Annotated in this window: 17 protein-coding genes; 10 read left to right on the forward strand and 7 right to left on the reverse strand. The window is 57.8% G+C overall.

Features of this window, described 5'->3' with window-relative positions; translation table 11 throughout:
• Positions 1 to 28: 28 nt before the first annotated feature.
• From GOW48_RS06655 to GOW48_RS06670, 4 genes are all read left to right on the forward strand, one after another.
• A complete protein-coding gene (locus GOW48_RS06655) occupies positions 29 to 1,390 on the forward strand; it encodes a glutamine synthetase family protein (RefSeq protein ID WP_170752402.1) in 1,362 nt (453 codons plus the stop codon).
• A 92-nt stretch (positions 1,391 to 1,482) separates the two neighbouring features.
• Positions 1,483 to 2,865: an aldehyde dehydrogenase family protein gene (locus tag GOW48_RS06660; protein WP_170752403.1), complete on the forward strand. Its 1,383-nt coding sequence runs from the start codon at positions 1,483 to 1,485 to the stop codon at positions 2,863 to 2,865.
• Positions 2,862 to 4,007: an iron-containing alcohol dehydrogenase gene (locus GOW48_RS06665; RefSeq protein WP_170752405.1), complete on the forward strand. Its 1,146-nt coding sequence runs from the start codon at positions 2,862 to 2,864 to the stop codon at positions 4,005 to 4,007. Before GOW48_RS06660 ends, GOW48_RS06665 begins: the two co-directional genes overlap by 4 nt.
• Before the next feature lie 58 nt (positions 4,008 to 4,065).
• On the forward strand, positions 4,066 to 4,845 hold the full coding sequence (locus GOW48_RS06670) for an alpha/beta hydrolase (protein WP_170752407.1): 780 nt from the start codon (positions 4,066 to 4,068) through the stop codon (positions 4,843 to 4,845).
• Here GOW48_RS06670 and GOW48_RS06675 read toward each other — a convergent pair.
• From GOW48_RS06675 to parE, 4 genes are all read right to left on the reverse strand, one after another.
• On the reverse strand, positions 4,835 to 5,116 hold the full coding sequence (locus tag GOW48_RS06675; protein WP_170354642.1) for a hypothetical protein: 282 nt from the start codon (positions 5,114 to 5,116) through the stop codon (positions 4,835 to 4,837). The genes GOW48_RS06670 and GOW48_RS06675 overlap by 11 nt on opposite strands.
• Positions 5,117 to 5,293: 177 nt before the next feature.
• Positions 5,294 to 5,674 carry an HNH endonuclease gene (locus GOW48_RS06680; protein ID WP_170752409.1) on the reverse strand — a complete coding sequence of 127 codons (381 nt, stop codon included), beginning with the start codon at positions 5,672 to 5,674 and terminating at the stop codon, positions 5,294 to 5,296.
• 56 nt (positions 5,675 to 5,730) lie between these two features.
• Positions 5,731 to 6,270 carry an MrcB family domain-containing protein gene (locus GOW48_RS06685; protein ID WP_170752411.1) on the reverse strand — a complete coding sequence of 180 codons (540 nt, stop codon included), beginning with the start codon at positions 6,268 to 6,270 and terminating at the stop codon, positions 5,731 to 5,733.
• A 9-nt stretch (positions 6,271 to 6,279) separates the two neighbouring features.
• A complete protein-coding gene (parE, locus tag GOW48_RS06690; RefSeq protein WP_170752413.1) occupies positions 6,280 to 8,238 on the reverse strand; it encodes a DNA topoisomerase IV subunit B in 1,959 nt (652 codons plus the stop codon).
• Between the two features lie 172 nt (positions 8,239 to 8,410).
• On the opposite strand from parE, the gene GOW48_RS06695 reads away from it, so the two are divergent.
• Entirely contained in the window at positions 8,411 to 9,223 is an 813-nt protein-coding gene (locus GOW48_RS06695) for a class I SAM-dependent methyltransferase (protein ID WP_170752415.1), read from the forward strand.
• A gap of 91 nt (positions 9,224 to 9,314) precedes the next feature.
• Complete coding sequence (locus GOW48_RS06700; protein ID WP_170752417.1) at positions 9,315 to 9,923, forward strand: carboxymuconolactone decarboxylase family protein; 609 nt, start codon at positions 9,315 to 9,317, stop codon at positions 9,921 to 9,923.
• A gap of 4 nt (positions 9,924 to 9,927) precedes the next feature.
• On the opposite strand, the gene GOW48_RS06705 is transcribed toward GOW48_RS06700, so the two are convergent.
• Positions 9,928 to 10,803, reverse strand: a complete 876-nt coding sequence (locus tag GOW48_RS06705; protein WP_170752419.1) for an alpha/beta fold hydrolase — start codon at positions 10,801 to 10,803, stop codon at positions 9,928 to 9,930.
• 128 nt (positions 10,804 to 10,931) lie between these two features.
• On the opposite strand from GOW48_RS06705, the gene ppk2 reads away from it, so the two are divergent.
• Together ppk2 and GOW48_RS06715 are read left to right on the forward strand one after the other, a co-directional pair.
• Positions 10,932 to 11,840 carry a polyphosphate kinase 2 gene (gene ppk2 / locus GOW48_RS06710; protein ID WP_170752421.1) on the forward strand — a complete coding sequence of 303 codons (909 nt, stop codon included), beginning with the start codon at positions 10,932 to 10,934 and terminating at the stop codon, positions 11,838 to 11,840.
• A gap of 105 nt (positions 11,841 to 11,945) precedes the next feature.
• Entirely contained in the window at positions 11,946 to 13,307 is a 1,362-nt protein-coding gene (locus GOW48_RS06715; protein WP_170752423.1) for an MATE family efflux transporter, read from the forward strand.
• Here the strand turns inward: GOW48_RS06715 and GOW48_RS06720 are convergent.
• Together GOW48_RS06720 and GOW48_RS06725 are read right to left on the reverse strand one after the other, a co-directional pair.
• Positions 13,304 to 13,705: a hypothetical protein gene (locus GOW48_RS06720; protein ID WP_170752425.1), complete on the reverse strand. Its 402-nt coding sequence runs from the start codon at positions 13,703 to 13,705 to the stop codon at positions 13,304 to 13,306. The two genes, GOW48_RS06715 and GOW48_RS06720, sit on opposite strands and share 4 nt — an antisense overlap.
• Before the next feature lie 13 nt (positions 13,706 to 13,718).
• Complete coding sequence (locus GOW48_RS06725) at positions 13,719 to 14,921, reverse strand: pyridoxal phosphate-dependent aminotransferase (RefSeq protein WP_170752428.1); 1,203 nt, start codon at positions 14,919 to 14,921, stop codon at positions 13,719 to 13,721.
• A gap of 91 nt (positions 14,922 to 15,012) precedes the next feature.
• On the opposite strand from GOW48_RS06725, the gene GOW48_RS06730 reads away from it, so the two are divergent.
• Complete coding sequence (locus tag GOW48_RS06730) at positions 15,013 to 15,405, forward strand: helix-turn-helix domain-containing protein (RefSeq protein WP_170752430.1); 393 nt, start codon at positions 15,013 to 15,015, stop codon at positions 15,403 to 15,405.
• The gene (locus GOW48_RS06735) at positions 15,402 to 15,659 is read left to right on the forward strand and encodes a succinate dehydrogenase assembly factor 2 (RefSeq protein ID WP_170354631.1); all 258 of its coding nucleotides are present in this window, start codon (positions 15,402 to 15,404) and stop codon (positions 15,657 to 15,659) included. The genes GOW48_RS06730 and GOW48_RS06735 overlap by 4 nt, the downstream gene beginning before the upstream one ends.
• The last annotated feature ends 66 nt before the right edge of the window (positions 15,660 to 15,725 follow it).

Here is a 15,725-nt window from a genome sequence, read left to right on the forward strand (position 1 = left end):
TCCCGGAAAGTGACAAAGGATGAACGGGATGGGCAATGAAGCACGTTTGAACGACCTGAAAACCAAGGTCGAAGCCGGTGAGGTCGATACCGTGCTGGTCTGCATGGTCGACATGCAGGGGCGTCTGATGGGTAAGCGGTTCCACGCGGGGCATTTCGTGGCCGGTGCGTGGGAAGAAACCCATTGCTGCAACTACCTGCTGGCAACCGATCTCGAGATGGCGACGCCCGATGGCTATGCCGCAACCAGCTGGGAACGCGGATACGGCGACTATGTGATGAAGCCTGACCTAAGCACTCTGCGCCCGGTTCCGTGGCTTGAGGGCACCGCCATGGTGATGTGCGATGTGTTGGATCACCATACGCATGAGGAAGTGCCCCACGCACCTCGGTCCATCCTGAAAAAGCAGGTGAACCGGCTGAAGGCCATGGGCTATGACGCCATGTGCGCCACCGAGCTGGAGTTTTTCCTGTTCGAGAAGAGCTTTGACCAGATCCGCAAGGAAGGGTTTCGCGATCTGGAGCCGATCTCGGGCTATAACGAAGACTATCACATCCTGCAGACCACCAAGGAAGAGCATGTGATGCGCCCGATCCGCAACCATCTGTGGAACGCGGGGATTCCGGTCGAGAACTCGAAAGGTGAGGCTGAGACCGGGCAGGAAGAGCTAAACATCAAATACGCCCCCGCGATGGAGACGGCCGAGTATCACTCGATCGCCAAGAACGCGGTGAAAGAGATTGCCTGGCAGCACGGCCACGCGGCGACGTTCCTGCCGAAATGGCATCATGAGAAAGTCGGCAGCTCGTCCCACGTGCATCAGTCGCTTTGGGCGGACGGGGTGCCAGCCTTTTTTGATGAAAAAGATCCGCTGGGCATGTCCGGTATCATGAAAAGCTATATGGCGGGTTTGCTGAAATACGCCGCTGATTACACCTATTTTATGGCCCCCTATATCAACAGCTATAAGCGGTTCATGAAGGGTACTTTTGCGCCGACGCGGATCATCTGGTCGGTGGACAATCGCACGGCGGGGTTCCGTCTCTGCGGCGATGGCACCAAGGCGGTTCGGGTGGAGTGCCGGATTCCGGGTTCGGACATGAACCCCTATTTGGCGATGGCCGGGATGCTGGCTGCAGGGATTGCCGGGATCGAGGAAGCGCTGGAATTGCAGCCTCCGACACAGGGCGACGTCTACCAGGGGGAAACGGGCATGATCCCCGGCAATCTGGGTGCGGCGCGGGATGCGTTGCATGGGTCGGCCATGTTGCGCGCGGCTCTGGGGGATGACGTGGTCGATCACTACGCCCGCGCGGCAGAGGTCGAGATTGAAGAGTTCGAGCGTGTGGTGACCGATTGGGAAATTGCGCGCGGGTTTGAGCGGGCTTAGCGGTGGAAGCGAGGGGCCAGCCCCTCGCGCTCCCCGAGGTATTTTTGGCCAGATGAAGCAGGGATCCTGTTTCTTTCGGAAATGGAGTGAAGATGGGGCAGATGTTGAAATGTGTCTCGCCGATTGATGGATCGGTTTATGCAGAGCGTGAAGTGCTGTCGGCAGAAGCGGCTTTCAAGTCCGCCGCGCGGGCGCGTGCGGCGCAGGCGGAATGGGCGGCGCGCCCATTGCAGGAGCGGGTTGATCTTGTGATGGCAGGTGTGGCTGCTGTGGGTGCGATGAATGATGAGATCGTGCCCGAGCTTGCGCATATGATGGGTCGTCCGGTGCGCTATGGTGGTGAGTTCGGCGGGTTCAATGAGCGTGCCAGTTATATGGCCGAGATTGCCGCAGACGCTCTGGCCGATATCGCGGTGGGTGAGGACGAGACGTTCGAACGCTATATCAAGCGTATCCCGCATGGCGTCGTTTTTGTGGTGGCTCCGTGGAACTATCCTTACATGACGGCGATCAACACGGTCGCACCTGCGTTGATTGCGGGCAACGCGGTAGTGTTGAAACATGCCACACAGACTCTGTTGGTAGGCGAACGTATGGCGCAGGTGTTCCATGCGGCAGGAGTGCCCGAGGACGTGTTCCAGAACGTGTTCCTCAGCCATGACGTGACCAATGATCTGATCGCGGGCAAGGCGTTTGACTTTGTGAACTTCACCGGCTCGGTCGGTGGCGGGCAGGCGATGGAACGCGCGGCTGCGGGCACCTTTACCGGTGTCGGTACCGAGCTGGGCGGCAAGGATCCGGGCTATGTGATGGAGGATGCCGATCTGGATGCGGCGGTCGATACTCTGATCGACGGGGCCATGTTCAATTCGGGCCAGTGCTGCTGCGGGATCGAACGGATTTATGTGCATGAGAGCCTCTATGACGCCTTCGTCGCCAAGGCCGTTGAGGTGGTGAGAGGTTATAAGCTGGGCAACCCGCTGGACGCCGAGACGACGATTGGTCCGATGGCCAATATCCGCTTTGCCGATGAGGTGCGCGCGCAAATTTCTGAGGCGGTCGCGGCAGGTGCCGTCGCTCATATCGAGACCTCCGCCGAGGACGATGGCGGTGCCTACCTGACGCCGCAGATCCTGACCAATGTCAGCCATGACATGCGCGTGATGCGGGATGAGAGCTTTGGCCCGGTTGTGGGCATCATGAAAGTGTCCTCGGACGAAGAAGCCATCGCGCTGATGAATGACAGCGAATTTGGCCTGACTGCCAGCCTCTGGACTCGCGATGTGGATCGTGCGGCGCAGGTGGGCGATCAGATCGAGACCGGCACCGTGTTCATGAACCGTGCTGACTATTTGGACCCGGGCCTGTGCTGGACCGGCTGCAAGAATACCGGGCGCGGAGGCGGATTGTCGGTCATCGGCTACCACAACCTCACACGTCCCAAATCCTACCATCTGAAAAAGGTGACATCATGAGCCTTGTTGGAAACTGGTCTTACCCGACCGCGATCAAATTCGGCGCTGGCCGGATCAAGGAATTGCCCGAGGCCTGCGCGGCTGCTGGGATGAAACGCCCTCTGCTGGTGACCGACAAGGGGTTGGCCGATCTGCCGATCACCACGGCCACTCTGGATATCCTCGAGGCCGCAGGGCTGGGACGAGGGCTGTTCAGCGAAGTAGACCCGAACCCCAATGAAAAGAACCTCGAAGCCGGGGTTGCCGCCTATAATGTGGGTGACCATGACGGGGTGATTGCCTTTGGTGGCGGTTCGGGGCTGGATCTTGGCAAAATGGTTGCCTTTATGTGCGGCCAGACCCGCCCTGTTTGGGATTTTGAGGATATCGGCGACTGGTGGACTCGCGCGGATGCCGACGCCATCGCACCGATCATTGCCGTGCCGACCACCGCCGGGACGGGGTCCGAGGTGGGGCGCGCCAGCGTCATCACCAACTCGGAAACGCACGCGAAGAAGATCATCTTCCACCCCAAGGTGCTGCCAACGGTCGTGATCTGCGACCCCGAGCTGACCGCCGGGATGCCTAAGTTCATTACCGCCGGCACCGGTCTGGACGCGTTTGCGCATTGCGTCGAGGCGTTCAGCAGCCCGCATTATCACCCCATGTCGCAAGGCATCGCGCTGGAGGGGATGCGGCTGGTCAAGGACTACCTGCCGCGCGCCTATGCTGACGGCACCGATATCGAGGCCCGCGCCCAGATGATGAGCGCAGCGGCAATGGGGGCGACGGCGTTCCAAAAGGGCCTCGGCGCGATCCACGCGATGAGCCATCCGATTGGCGCGGTGTTCAACACCCATCACGGCACCACCAACGCGGTCTGCATGCCCGCCGTGCTGGACTTCAATGCGCCCGCCATCGCCGACCGGCTCCAGCAGGCCGCGGCCTATTTGGGCATAGAAGGCGGCTTTGACGGCTTCCGCGCTTTTGTGCAGGAGTTCAACGACAGCTTTGCCATCCCGCGCAAACTCTCTGATCTGGGCGTGACCGAAGCGTCGATCCCTGAACTGGTCAAAGGCGCGATCACCGACCCGTCCTGTGGCGGCAACCCGATTGAACTGACCGAAGACAACCTGACCGCGCTGTTCAAAGCCGCGCTGTAACAGGGTTGCAGACCCGCTCCCTCACCTCGCATACTGTGTGCAGGTGAGGGAGATTTTCATGACCAAAGAGATTGTTCTGATCCACGGGGCCTTTGCCGGGCCGTGGTGTATGGAGGATTACGCGGGCTTCTTCCGCGCGCGCGGCTGGACGGTTCACACCCCTGCGCTGCGCTACCATGGCGGCGACCCTAAGGCCGAGCCCGATCCCGGCCTGACCGACACCAGCGTCATGGACTACGCCGATGACATCGCCGCATTCGTGCAGGGGCTGGACAGCAAGCCAGTGCTGCTCGGCCACGCCATCGCGGGGGTTGTGGCGCAGCAGGTGGCGTCTCGCGGGCTGGCCAGTGCCATTGTTCTGATCAACCCGAACGCTGCCTGGGGGACGTTGCCTGAAACCGATGATGAGCGCGCCGTGCCGCGTGCGCTGATGGAGGGAGGGGCATTCTGGAAACAGCCCATGCGGGTTGATTTCGACCTGATGGCGCCCTTTGCGCTGAATAAAATGCCCGAAGCGCAGCAGCATGAGGTGTTCGACCAACTCGGCCCCGAAAGCGGGCGAGTGATGTTCGAGATGTTCTTTTGGATGTTCGACGACCACCACGCGATGAAGGTGGATATCGACAAGGTCGACTGTCCCGTCCTGATCGTTTCCGGCACCGAGGACCGGGCCGTGAACCCCAACACCTGCCGCGCGTTGGCGAAACTCTACGGCGACCGCGCAACCTTTCTACCCGCCGAGAACCACGCGCATTTTCTGTTTATGGAGCCCGGCTGGGAAGGACCGGCCGGACAGATCGCGGATTGGCTGGATCAGACGCCGGGTGTCACCGACTGATCTGAAAGCTGCTTTGGGGTTTCCAGCTGAGTGAGCCGTCGTCGTTCTTGACACAGCGCAGCAGGTGCTCTTCACGGGTACTGATCGTGTCGGTCACAGTATTGTCGCCGAAGATCACGACAAAAGCGTCCTGTGAATAGGCCATGCCTGCGTAATAGCAAAACCGGGTTTCAGCCCCGTCAGGGATCGGGGATGCGGTGGTCAGGGTTTGCTGCGCGGTCACTTGGCTGGCCAGCAGGGCCAGCGCCAGCCCAAGGGTTACTGTCTTCATGTCGTCCTCCCGTTGATAAATCAGTTGGTCAGATGGGTCGTGGACGCTCGGGAACCTCAAATGTCGTTCTTGAATGACGGGTTGAGAGTAAGTGTGAACGAGATCAACGGGTTAGGCAAGGGGGCGTATTACTATAGTATTGTTGGCTTGCACCCGACGCCCTACTCTTGTGAACTTTTAGAACTGCCGAGGGATTTTCTTGGAATGGAAAAAGCTGACGCTGCGCTTGAGTAAATCAATATCGGCTTCATCCTTTTGTTTGTGTATCATTCGATGACAAGTCGGACAAAGCACTAGGAAGTCCTCTGGAATTTGATACCTGCGCGTCTCACCTTCTGACAGCTCTCTGATGGGCTTTGTATGGTGCACATCCAGCGGAATGTTCTTAATTGGACCTTCGTAGCGATAATGCTCAATTGGCTCTAAACCGCATCCTTCGCATTTCAGCCCGCGACGCTCCAATACGCGCACTCTTACGTTTTTTGCGCGCTCAATTCGCCTTGAAAGAATGTATCTCCTAGTTTCAAGGATATCTGTAGTTCCAGCTTCCTCCATCATGGTGTCGACAGGCGTTCTGCCTCCTCGGTCTACAAGAGCCTTGTAAGCCGCTAACATCACTTCAAGATCTTCATAGAATTGCTGGGGATCAATTGCATCTGCCTGATAGACTTTTCCGAACGCATGCCCCGCAACATATCCTGTTGGAAGATTTTCGCTCGAACCGAGATCAATGGGTCAGCAGAAAATTTTTCGGAAAACTCAGGAACCCGCTCCGTCAAGTCGACAGCTCGACGAGCCAGAATTTTCCGCCCTTTATCGTTTTCTCCGAATTCTCGGTAAACCTCTGTTGTGCCCTGATTTAGCGAAAGAACGATCTCTTCAGTTTGTGCATTAATCAAGTAAACGACATAAAACCCACGTGTCGCAGTGTCCGTAATGAGTGGATCAAAGAATGCTAGCCAAGGTACCGCCGCCCAACGAGATTGGCCGACGCTCGCCTTTACCTCGACTTCGTATGGCAGAAACAAAAGTCGCTTTTTGGCTTCTATTGCAATGTCGTGTCGAACGAAGTTTCCGAATTCACTTCCTGAAAAATTTTTTGACCGTTCAAATACGTAGTCACGCGCAAGTCGCGACAAATACTCATGAAGCATTTAGGTTACTCAAACATCCAACTCCTCCACGAACCGCGCGTTCTCCTGAATATATTGGAACCGCAGTTCGGGTTTCTTACCCATCAGACGCTCGACCAGATCGCCGGTCTCGCCGGGTTCGTCCTCGTCAATCGTAACGCGGATCAGTTTGCGCGAGGCCGGGTCCATCGTAGTTTCTTTCAGGTCCTTGGCGTCCATTTCGCCCAGACCCTTGAAGCGTGAGACGTCGATTTTGCCCTTGCCGCCCAGGCCTTTTTCCAGCCACTCGTCACGCTCGGCCTCGTCCAGACAATAGACGCGTTTGGCGCCTTGGGTCAGGCGGTACAGAGGCGGGCAGGCCAGATACAGGTGGCCTGCGTCGATCATCGGCCGCATCTGGGTGAAAAAGAAGGTCATCAGCAGGGATGCGATATGCGCGCCGTCCACATCCGCGTCGGTCATGATGATGATCTTGTCATAGCGCAGGTCGTCGACGTTGAACTTGGTGCCAAGGCCGACACCCAGCGCCTGCGTCAGGTCGTTGATCTCGGCATTTGTGCCCAGCTTGGAACTGGCCGCGCCCAGAACGTTCAGGATCTTGCCGCGCAGGGGCAGCAGGGCCTGCGTTTTGCGGTCACGCCCCATTTTGGCCGAGCCACCGGCCGAGTCGCCCTCGACGATGAATAATTCGGTGCCGTCGCGTGTTGAACTACTACAGTCCACCAGCTTGCCGGGAAGACGAAGTTTTTTAGTGGCGGATTTACGTTGTGTCTCTTTCTCGGCTCGTCGGCGCAGACGCTCCTCGGCTCGGAGTATCACAAAGTCGAGGATCGCGCCGGCAGATTTCGTGTCCGCGGCCAGCCAGTTATCGAAATGGTCGCGGACCGAATTCTCAACCAGCCGCTGCGCCTCGACCGTGGCCAGACGGTCTTTGGTCTGACCCACAAACTCCGGTTCGCGGATAAAGCAGGACACCAGCGCGCAGCCGCCGGTGATCAGGTCTTCGCGGGTGATCTGCGCGGCTTTCTTGTTGTTGATCAGCTCACCATAAGCCTTGATCCCCTTGAGGATCGCGGCCCAGAATCCCGCCACGTGTGTGCCGCCTTCGGGGGTGGGGACGGTGTTACAGTAGGATTGGATGAACCCATCGCGCGAAGGTGTCCAGTTGATCGCCCATTCGACCTTGCCCGGTGTCCCGAACTTCTCGGTGAAGTCCACGGTGCCTGCAAAGGGCTGCTCGGCATAGGTGGATGAGCCATTCATCGTCTCTTTGAGGTAATCAGACAGGCCGCCGGGGAAGTGGAACGTGGCCTCGGTCGGGGTTTCGCCGTCGTCGATGGCGGATTTCCAGCGGATTTCCACGCCTGAGAACAGATAGGCCTTGGACCGGATGGACTTGAACAACCGCGCCGGTTTGAACTTGTGGTGGCCAAAGATTTCGGCATCGGCGTGGAATGTCACGGTGGTGCCGCGACGATTGGGGGCCGCACCGATTTTCTCGACCGGTCCCAAGGGGATACCGCGCGAGAACCGTTGTTCGAACAGCGTCTTGTCCCGCGCCACCTGCACGACCATCGAGTCCGACAGGGCGTTCACCACCGAGGCACCAACCCCATGCAGACCGCCCGAGGTCTGATAGGCCTTGCCCGAGAATTTACCACCCGCGTGCAGGGTACACAGAATGACTTCAAGCGCGGATTTGTCCGGGAATTTCGGATGTGGATCAATTGGGATACCGCGCCCGTTGTCGCGCACGGTCAGGGCGTAATCTGCGTGCAGCTCGACCTCGATCCGGTTGGCGTGACCGGCGACCGCCTCGTCCATCGAGTTGTCGAGGATTTCGGCCACCATGTGATGCAGCGCGCGCTCATCCGTGCCGCCGATATACATGCCGGGGCGTTTGCGAACGGGTTCCAGCCCTTCAAGCACCTCGATCGAGGAGGCGTCATAGGTGGAAGTCGCTTCAGGCGTCAACAGATCGTCGGGCATCGGTGCTGCTCTTGTTTTTGAGTTTTATCCATTATGGCAGGTGATGTGGTCCGGGGGAAGAGGGGCGCGAAGTGTTGTAGAAAAATGCGAGGATCACGCGGGTTTTCGCATATGGCCTGTTTTCGACTAAGATGGGGGCAGTTTGTATTTTTCATCAACTAGGGACAATTGGATGACCGCAAATTCCGCAGAGTTTATTGGTGACATTCCGACATATTATGACACTGGTCTTGGACCAAATATTTTCGTCGATTACGCACAACACTTGGTCGAGACATGTTGCAGCGAACCCGCTAGCGAAGTGGTCGAACTTGCAGCCGGAACCGGCATAGTCAGCAGAATGCTCCGAGATCAGTTGCCTGCAGCAGCAAACCTGCTGGTCACTGATTTGAACGCGCCGATGTTGGATGTTGCCAAGACTAAGTTTTCTAGCTCGGAAAACGTTCGTTTTGACGTTGTCAACGCGATGGAACTGCCATTCGAAACACCAAAGTTCGATTTGATGGTCTGTCAGTTTGGCGTGATGTTTTTTCCCGACAAAGTCGCCTCGTTCCGTGAGGCCGCGAGAGTGCTGAAACCCCGAGGGCGTTACGTTTTTAATGTCTGGAGTTCTATGGCTGAAAACCCGGTTTCGCAGATGGCTCAGGACGTTGTTGCGCAGGTCTTCCCGGACGACCCTCCGGGCTTTTACCAAGTTCCGTTTCACTACGGAGACCCGCAGGCCGTATTGGCTGACTTGTCCGCCGCCGGTTGGCACAATGTGACATTCCAGACGATACGGTTGAGTAAAAAGATCCTGGATCCCGCGGCATTCTCGCGCGCTTTGGTGTTCGGAAACCCTTTGGTGGACGAAATAAAAGAGCGCGGCGGTGCCGATCCCGAGGAGGTCGCGGTGGAAATGGCAAAGGCATTGGATCAGCGATTTGGTTCAGAGGACATGGTGATGCCCTTGTCGGCCACGACTTTTGTCGGACAAATGGATTAACCCCACCTTTGAAATCGAAGCTTGCCTCCTGGGGCGTCGCCGGTAACAACTCAATCTGTGATAGACGCGACCAAAATCGTAAGGAAGTGGAATGAGTTGGATCAAGACGGTGCCCTTCGAGCAGGCAACAGGTCGATTGAAGAAACTGTATGAACGGGTCACCGGGCCGGGGAACAACGTTGATAACATCATGACGGTGCATTCCCTGCGCCCGCATTCGATGGAAGGCCACATGGCGTTGTACAAAAACGTGTTGCACCATTCGGCCAACACCATTCCGAAATGGTTTCTCGAGGTTCTGGGCGTCTGGGTCAGTTCGTTGAATCGTTGTGGATACTGTGTCGAGCATCACTTCAGTGGTCTACAGCGTTTGCTGGACGATCCTGCACGCGCAGAAGCTATTCTTGCAGCGATTGAGGCCAAAGCGCCAGATACTGCCCCTTTGGATGCCGCGCAGGTCGCGGCGATGCATTATGCGCGCATGTTGACTCAGGCTCCGGCGGATATGACGGAAGCAGATATCGACGCGTTACGCGCGGCAGGGTGGGATGACGGCCAGATACTCGAGATTAATCAGGTCTGCGCCTATTTCTCGTATGCCAACCGCACTGTTCTGGGGCTGGGGTGCGACACCGATGGGGATGTTTTGGGACTATCGCCCAACAACTCCGAGGACCCGGCGGATTGGGGGCATCGCTAGGCCGTCAGGCACCGCTCCAGTCCACAATTGCCTGTGCCATTGCGTCAGGTCGTTGGTGATGCAGCCAGTGATCGGCACCGGGAATGTCGACACGCTTCAGGTCGGGTGCAAAGGTTTCGAGCCCAGAGGTCGCCTCTGGCAGCAGCGCTTTGTCTTCCGGTCCCCAAAGAAGCAGATGCGAGCATCGGACCATCAGGCGCTCTACCGGCAACTCGGGCAGGTCCGTCAAAGGCTCGCCCGGTTTGGCCACCACCAAAGGAGAAGCGCGATACCAGTTCAACATAGCGTTCAACCGACCGGGCCGGGCCCATTCGGTGCGATAGTCTTGCATCTGATGATCAGACAACCAATCCAACCCCATGCCGTATCTGAAGAAACGTTCAAGCAGGGCGAAGTTATTGGCTGAAAAACGATCGGCTGCGTCCTCGGCGCGCAGGTCATTGATATATTGCGAGGCTGCGGACTGCGCGCCTCCTGCCGCCATGGCGCGCTGAAACGGAACCGGATGAACTCCGTTCGCGATGATCAGGCGGTCGACCAGTTCGGGCCGAAACATAGCCAGACCATAAGCCACCGAAGCCCCCCAATCGTGACCCAGAACCGTTACGGGCCCGCCCTGCGTTTCGATCAGTGCGGCCATGTCCGTCACCAGGTTGGACAGGGTGTAGTGGCCAACGCTTTCCGGCACCCAGCTTTGCCCGTATCCGCGCTGATCGGGCGCAACACAATGGTAGTGCGGGGCGAGGTACGGTGCCAGATCGGCCCATGCGCCGCCATATTCTGGAAACCCGTGCAGCATCAGCAGCGTGGGCAAATTGGGATCACCCCAGCTGCGTAGAAAAAACGGCTGACCGTTGAGTGTGACAAACCTGCTGTTCATGGGACTAACCCTATGGTCTGAAATCGAAATACAGAGCACCTAAGATACAGTAATTTGACACCAATCAAAGCGCGAAGTGCCGGTCCCTGTTAGCCTTTCATGTAACAAGCTTAGCAAGGAGAAACTGAATGGAAACAGCGGCACAGATAGAAAAGACAGAAACGCCCGTTACTGTGGTGCCCGCCTCTGCAGCGCCCAGTCCCGAGAAAATTCGTCTGACCTTTGAAAGCGGCAAATACCCCTATGGTCGCAAAATGGCGCGCAGGACGTATGAGGCGCAAAAGGCCGAGTTGCAGGCCGAGTTGCTGAAGGTTCAGCTGTGGGCGCAAGAGACGGGTCAGCGGTTTGTGTTGTTGTTTGAAGGCCGCGACGCTGCTGGAAAGGGTGGTACGATCAAACGGTTCATGGAGCACCTGAACCCGCGTCAGGCCCGTGTGGTCGCGTTGAACAAACCCACCTGGGAAGAAAAGGGTCAGTGGTATTACCAGCGCTATATTCAGGAACTGCCGACCGTGGGCGAAATGGTGTTTTATGACCGCTCCTGGTACAACCGCGCGGGTGTTGAGCGGGTGATGGGCTTTTGTTCGCCCAATGAGTATCTGGAGTTCATGCGCCAGACCCCGGATTTTGAGAGGATGCTGGTGCGCTCGGGCATTCAGCTATACAAATACTGGTTCTCGGTCACGCAGGAAGAGCAACAGCGCCGGTTCAAAAGCCGTGAAACCGACCCGCTTAAACAGTGGAAATTGTCGCCGATCGACAAGGCGAGCCTTAGCAAGTGGGACGACTACACCGAGGCGAAAGAGGCGATGTTCTTCTACACCGACACGGCCGATGCGCCCTGGACGATCATCAAGTCCAACGACAAGAAACGTGCCCGTCTGAACACGATGCGCCACTTCCTGTCGACGCTGGACTATCCCGGTAAGAACCATGACATCGTAAGCGATCCGGATCCGCTGATCGTCGGGCAGGCACATCACGTGATCCATCGGTCCGAGCACATACTGGGTACGTCTCTGCATCCGGACGCTTGAAAGGGCCATTCGAAGCTGATTACCGGCTCTTGATTGAGAGTCTCACCTTGAAATTTCGTTGATCTGGTCTTGTCCCGGCTTCTGGCCGGGCATAAGGCTGGGGCAATGAATAAGGTGATGACATATCGCGGCCACTTCCGGGCCATCGCCGTGCTCGGCCTGCCGTTGGTGGGCGGGCATCTGGCGCAGTTCGCGATCGGCTTGACCGATACAATCATGCTGGGCTGGTACGGGGTCGAGGCTTTGGCTGCTGTAACCTTGGCCAGCAGCTACTATTTCGTGCTGTTTCTGTTCGGGGCCGGGTTCGGCTGGGCCGTTATGCCTATCGTCGCCACGGCCGCTGCGGAAGAGGACGAGACGAGTATTCGCCGCTCGACCCGCATGGGGTTGTGGCTGTCACTGATCTATGCGGCTCTTATGATGCCGTTGCTATGGTGGTCCTACCCGATCCTGATTGCTTTGGATCAAGACCCTGATGTTGCGCGAACGGCTTCCCAGTACCTGCGGGTCGCAGGGTGGGGCCTGTTCCCGGCGCTTATCGTGATGGTCTTGAAGTCTTATCTGGCCGCGTTGGAACGGACCCAGATCGTTCTTTGGATCACGGTAACAGCCGCCGTGGTCAACGGCCTAACTAACTATGCGCTGATCTTCGGGAACTGGGGCGCGCCCGAGATGGGCGTGATCGGCGCCGCCGTCGCCTCGGTGGTTACACAGATCGTTTCGCTGGTCTTTGTGGTGATCTATGCGGTGCGTGTCTTGCCCGAACACAGCCTGTTTCAGCGTTTCTGGCGCCCGGATTGGGAGTTCTTCTTCAGCGTCCTGCGTCTGGGCGTGCCCATCGGATTGACTACTCTGGCCGAGGTTAGCTTGTTTGCGATGTCCGCGATCATGATGGGGTGGCTGGGTCAGGTGCCGCTGGCGGCGCACGGGATCGCGCTGAATTTGGCCTCGGCCACGTTCATGGTGCATCTGGGCCTGTCGAACGCAGCCACGATCCGAGCGGGTAATGCGCTGGGCCGCAAGGACCGGGCGCATCTGGAAAAAGGCGCGATTGCCGTAACGGGCATGTCTTTGGTGATGTCGGTGCTGACGGTCATCCTGTTCCTGACCTGCGCCGAGCCGTTGATCTCGTTGTTTATGGAAACAGACGATCCGCAGCGGGGGGAAATCCTGTTGATTGGCACCGGGTTGCTGGCCATGGCGGCCCTGTTCCAACTGGTGGATGGCGCGCAGGTGATTGCGCTGGGCCTGTTGCGTGGTTTGCAGGACGCCAAAGTGCCGATGGTAATGGCAGGGCTTAGCTATTGGGTCGTGGGCATTCCAGCGTCGTATTACTTTGGCTTTGTCCGGGGGATGGACGGAATTGGAGTCTGGCTGGGTCTTGTTCTGGGGCTGGCTTGTGCGGCGGTGCTTCTGATGGCACGGTTCTGGATGCGATCGGTTCGGTCTGTGCCGGTGGCGGCTTAGCCCTTGCTGAGTCGATCCGCCTTTTTGCGCACGAGGACGCTGCGCAGGTCATGCATGGCCATCAACAATCTGTCGGTCACATCCTCAAGCTGATCATCGGTCGCCTTTGACTGTGCCCATTGAGTCGTCAGGTTCAGGTAATCCACGGCCCGGTGGATATCATCCATGTCGCGCTGGGCCAGCAAGGCCTTGCGCGCCTCCATCCAGCGCGCGATTTCGGCTTGGTCGGCTTCGGTCAGGGTGCGCTGGCCTTGCGGTTTGACCTCGCCATTTCGGATGTTGATGACGGCGATCTGGTCCATCTCGATCCGTTGCTGGCGGTTTTCCGTGTCGATCCGGAATACCGCAGCTCCATTCTCGCGGATACGGAAATAGTATTCGGGCAGTTCAGTCGCCATACGGCCTCCGGGCTCAGGTCAGTGCAGCGCAGAAATTTTGGATGCGGGTGCAAGCCTCGGTCAGCGCCTCATCCGATGTAGCATAGCTGACACGGAAATTCGGAGACAAGCCAAACGCGGCACCAAAAACAACGGCAACGTCAGCCTCTTCCAGCAACGCTGTGGCAAATGCCTCATCCGATGCGATCACGGTACCCGCCGGGGTTGTTTTTCCGATCAGCCCCGCGATCGAAGGATAGACGTAAAAAGCACCTTCGGGCGTGGGGCAGGTGATGCCGTCGATCTGGTTCAGCATCTTCACCACAAGATCGCGGCGTCGTTTGAATGTCTCGGCATTGGGGGCCAGAAAATCCTGCGTGCCGTTCAGCGCCTCGACCGCAGCCCATTGGCTGACCGAACATGGGTTCGAGGTCGATTGCGATTGGATCTTGCGCATCGCTGCGATCAACTCGGCCGGGCCTGCGGCATACCCGATCCGCCAGCCGGTCATGGCATAGGCTTTGGACACACCGTTACAGGTTAGTGTGCGCTCATACAGGCCGGGTTCGACCTCAGCCGGAGTGCAAAATTCGAACCCGTCATAGGCGAGATGTTCATACATATCATCAGACATGATCCAAACATGCGGATGGCGCATCAGGACATCGGTTAACGCCTTTAGCTCGGCCCGGCTGTAACCCGCACCAGTAGGGTTGGACGGAGAGTTGAAGATGAACCACTTGGTGTTCGGCGTGATCGCGGCCTCAAGCTGTTCGGCCGTCAGCTTGAACTGGTTTTCCAACGTTGTTTCCACCACGACCGGCGTACCGCCTGCCAGCAGAACCATATCTGGATAGCTGACCCAGTAGGGGGCGGGGATGATCACTTCATCTCCGTCGTTCATGGTGGCCATCAAGGCGTTATACAGCGTCTGCTTTCCGCCGGTACCTACCGAGATCTGGGCGGGCGAATAGTCCAACCCGTGATCACGTTTCATTTTGGCACAAGCCGCCTGTTTCAACTCGGGGATGCCATCGGGCGCGGTGTATTTCGTTTTCCCCGCGGCAATGGCGGCGACAGCCGCGTCCTTGATGTTCTGCGGCGTGTCGAAATCGGGTTCGCCCGCGCTCAGCCCGATGACGTCGCGCCCTGCGGCCTTCAATTCGGCGGCTTTCGCTGTCATTGCGATGGTCGGTGATGGTTTTACGCGTGACAGTGTCGCAGACAGGAAACTCATGATCGGCCTCGGTTTGTATGTTCAACCTGTCTGTCATAGGGTGCGCCCGAATGACGATCAAGCGATATGCACAGTGGAATTGGAGACGCGAATGAACGACGAAAGCGACTGGTACGGCCCGGAATCAGCAACTTTTGGCGACCGGCTGGCAGGCGCGCGTGAAGCGGCAGGTATGACGCAATCGCAGCTTGCGCGGCGGCTTGGCGTCAAGAAGGCCACGATCGTCGCTTGGGAAAACGACCTGTCTGAGCCGCGCGCCAACCGTTTGTCGATGATGGCTGGAATGATCAACGTCTCGATCATGTGGCTTTTGACTGGAGAGGGTGACGGTATGGATGCCCCGGTTGAAGTGGTGGAAAACGCGCCTGAGCTTGTTGAAGTCGTGACCGAGTTGCGCGCCATCCGTGGCGAGATGCGGGCCAGCGCCGAACGGGCCGCAAAGTTGGAGAAACGCGTGCGCCTGATGTTGGAGCGAAATCAATGACCGAGCCGCGTGACGTTCAGATCAAGCGATTGAAAATGCGCTCCATGCGCCGGGGGATTAAGGAAATGGACCTGATCCTGCAGGCGTATGCCGAACGCAATTTGGCGGCGATGGACAGTGCGGGGTTGGAAACCTATGACGCGCTGCTGCACGAAAATGATCAGGACCTGTATCAATGGGTGACCGGGCAGGTCGCCGCCCCAGAGCGGTTCGGGGATCTGATAACTGATATCGCGCAAACATTTCAAAAATAAAGAAAAAGACGGTTTAACCGAATTTTCGGTTTTTCGATTCATTCTGCCTGAAACAGCGCGAATGAA

Source organism: Ruegeria lacuscaerulensis, from assembly GCF_013033355.1.
GTDB lineage: Bacteria > Pseudomonadota > Alphaproteobacteria > Rhodobacterales > Rhodobacteraceae > Ruegeria > Ruegeria lacuscaerulensis_A.

Coding starts and splice junctions, on each gene's coding strand:
- GOW48_RS06655 (WP_170752402.1), top strand. CDS start 29: ATGGGCAATGAAGCACGTTTGAACGACCTGAAAACCAAGGTCGAAGCC.
- GOW48_RS06660 (WP_170752403.1), top strand. CDS start 1,483: ATGGGGCAGATGTTGAAATGTGTCTCGCCGATTGATGGATCGGTTTAT.
- GOW48_RS06665 (WP_170752405.1), top strand. CDS start 2,862: ATGAGCCTTGTTGGAAACTGGTCTTACCCGACCGCGATCAAATTCGGC.
- GOW48_RS06670 (WP_170752407.1), top strand. CDS start 4,066: ATGACCAAAGAGATTGTTCTGATCCACGGGGCCTTTGCCGGGCCGTGG.
- GOW48_RS06675 (WP_170354642.1), bottom strand. CDS start 5,116: ATGAAGACAGTAACCCTTGGGCTGGCGCTGGCCCTGCTGGCCAGCCAA.
- GOW48_RS06680 (WP_170752409.1), bottom strand. CDS start 5,674: ATGATGGAGGAAGCTGGAACTACAGATATCCTTGAAACTAGGAGATAC.
- GOW48_RS06685 (WP_170752411.1), bottom strand. CDS start 6,270: ATGCTTCATGAGTATTTGTCGCGACTTGCGCGTGACTACGTATTTGAA.
- parE (WP_170752413.1), bottom strand. CDS start 8,238: ATGCCCGACGATCTGTTGACGCCTGAAGCGACTTCCACCTATGACGCC.
- GOW48_RS06695 (WP_170752415.1), top strand. CDS start 8,411: ATGACCGCAAATTCCGCAGAGTTTATTGGTGACATTCCGACATATTAT.
- GOW48_RS06700 (WP_170752417.1), top strand. CDS start 9,315: ATGAGTTGGATCAAGACGGTGCCCTTCGAGCAGGCAACAGGTCGATTG.
- GOW48_RS06705 (WP_170752419.1), bottom strand. CDS start 10,803: ATGAACAGCAGGTTTGTCACACTCAACGGTCAGCCGTTTTTTCTACGC.
- ppk2 (WP_170752421.1), top strand. CDS start 10,932: ATGGAAACAGCGGCACAGATAGAAAAGACAGAAACGCCCGTTACTGTG.
- GOW48_RS06715 (WP_170752423.1), top strand. CDS start 11,946: ATGAATAAGGTGATGACATATCGCGGCCACTTCCGGGCCATCGCCGTG.
- GOW48_RS06720 (WP_170752425.1), bottom strand. CDS start 13,705: ATGGCGACTGAACTGCCCGAATACTATTTCCGTATCCGCGAGAATGGA.
- GOW48_RS06725 (WP_170752428.1), bottom strand. CDS start 14,921: ATGAGTTTCCTGTCTGCGACACTGTCACGCGTAAAACCATCACCGACC.
- GOW48_RS06730 (WP_170752430.1), top strand. CDS start 15,013: ATGAACGACGAAAGCGACTGGTACGGCCCGGAATCAGCAACTTTTGGC.
- GOW48_RS06735 (WP_170354631.1), top strand. CDS start 15,402: ATGACCGAGCCGCGTGACGTTCAGATCAAGCGATTGAAAATGCGCTCC.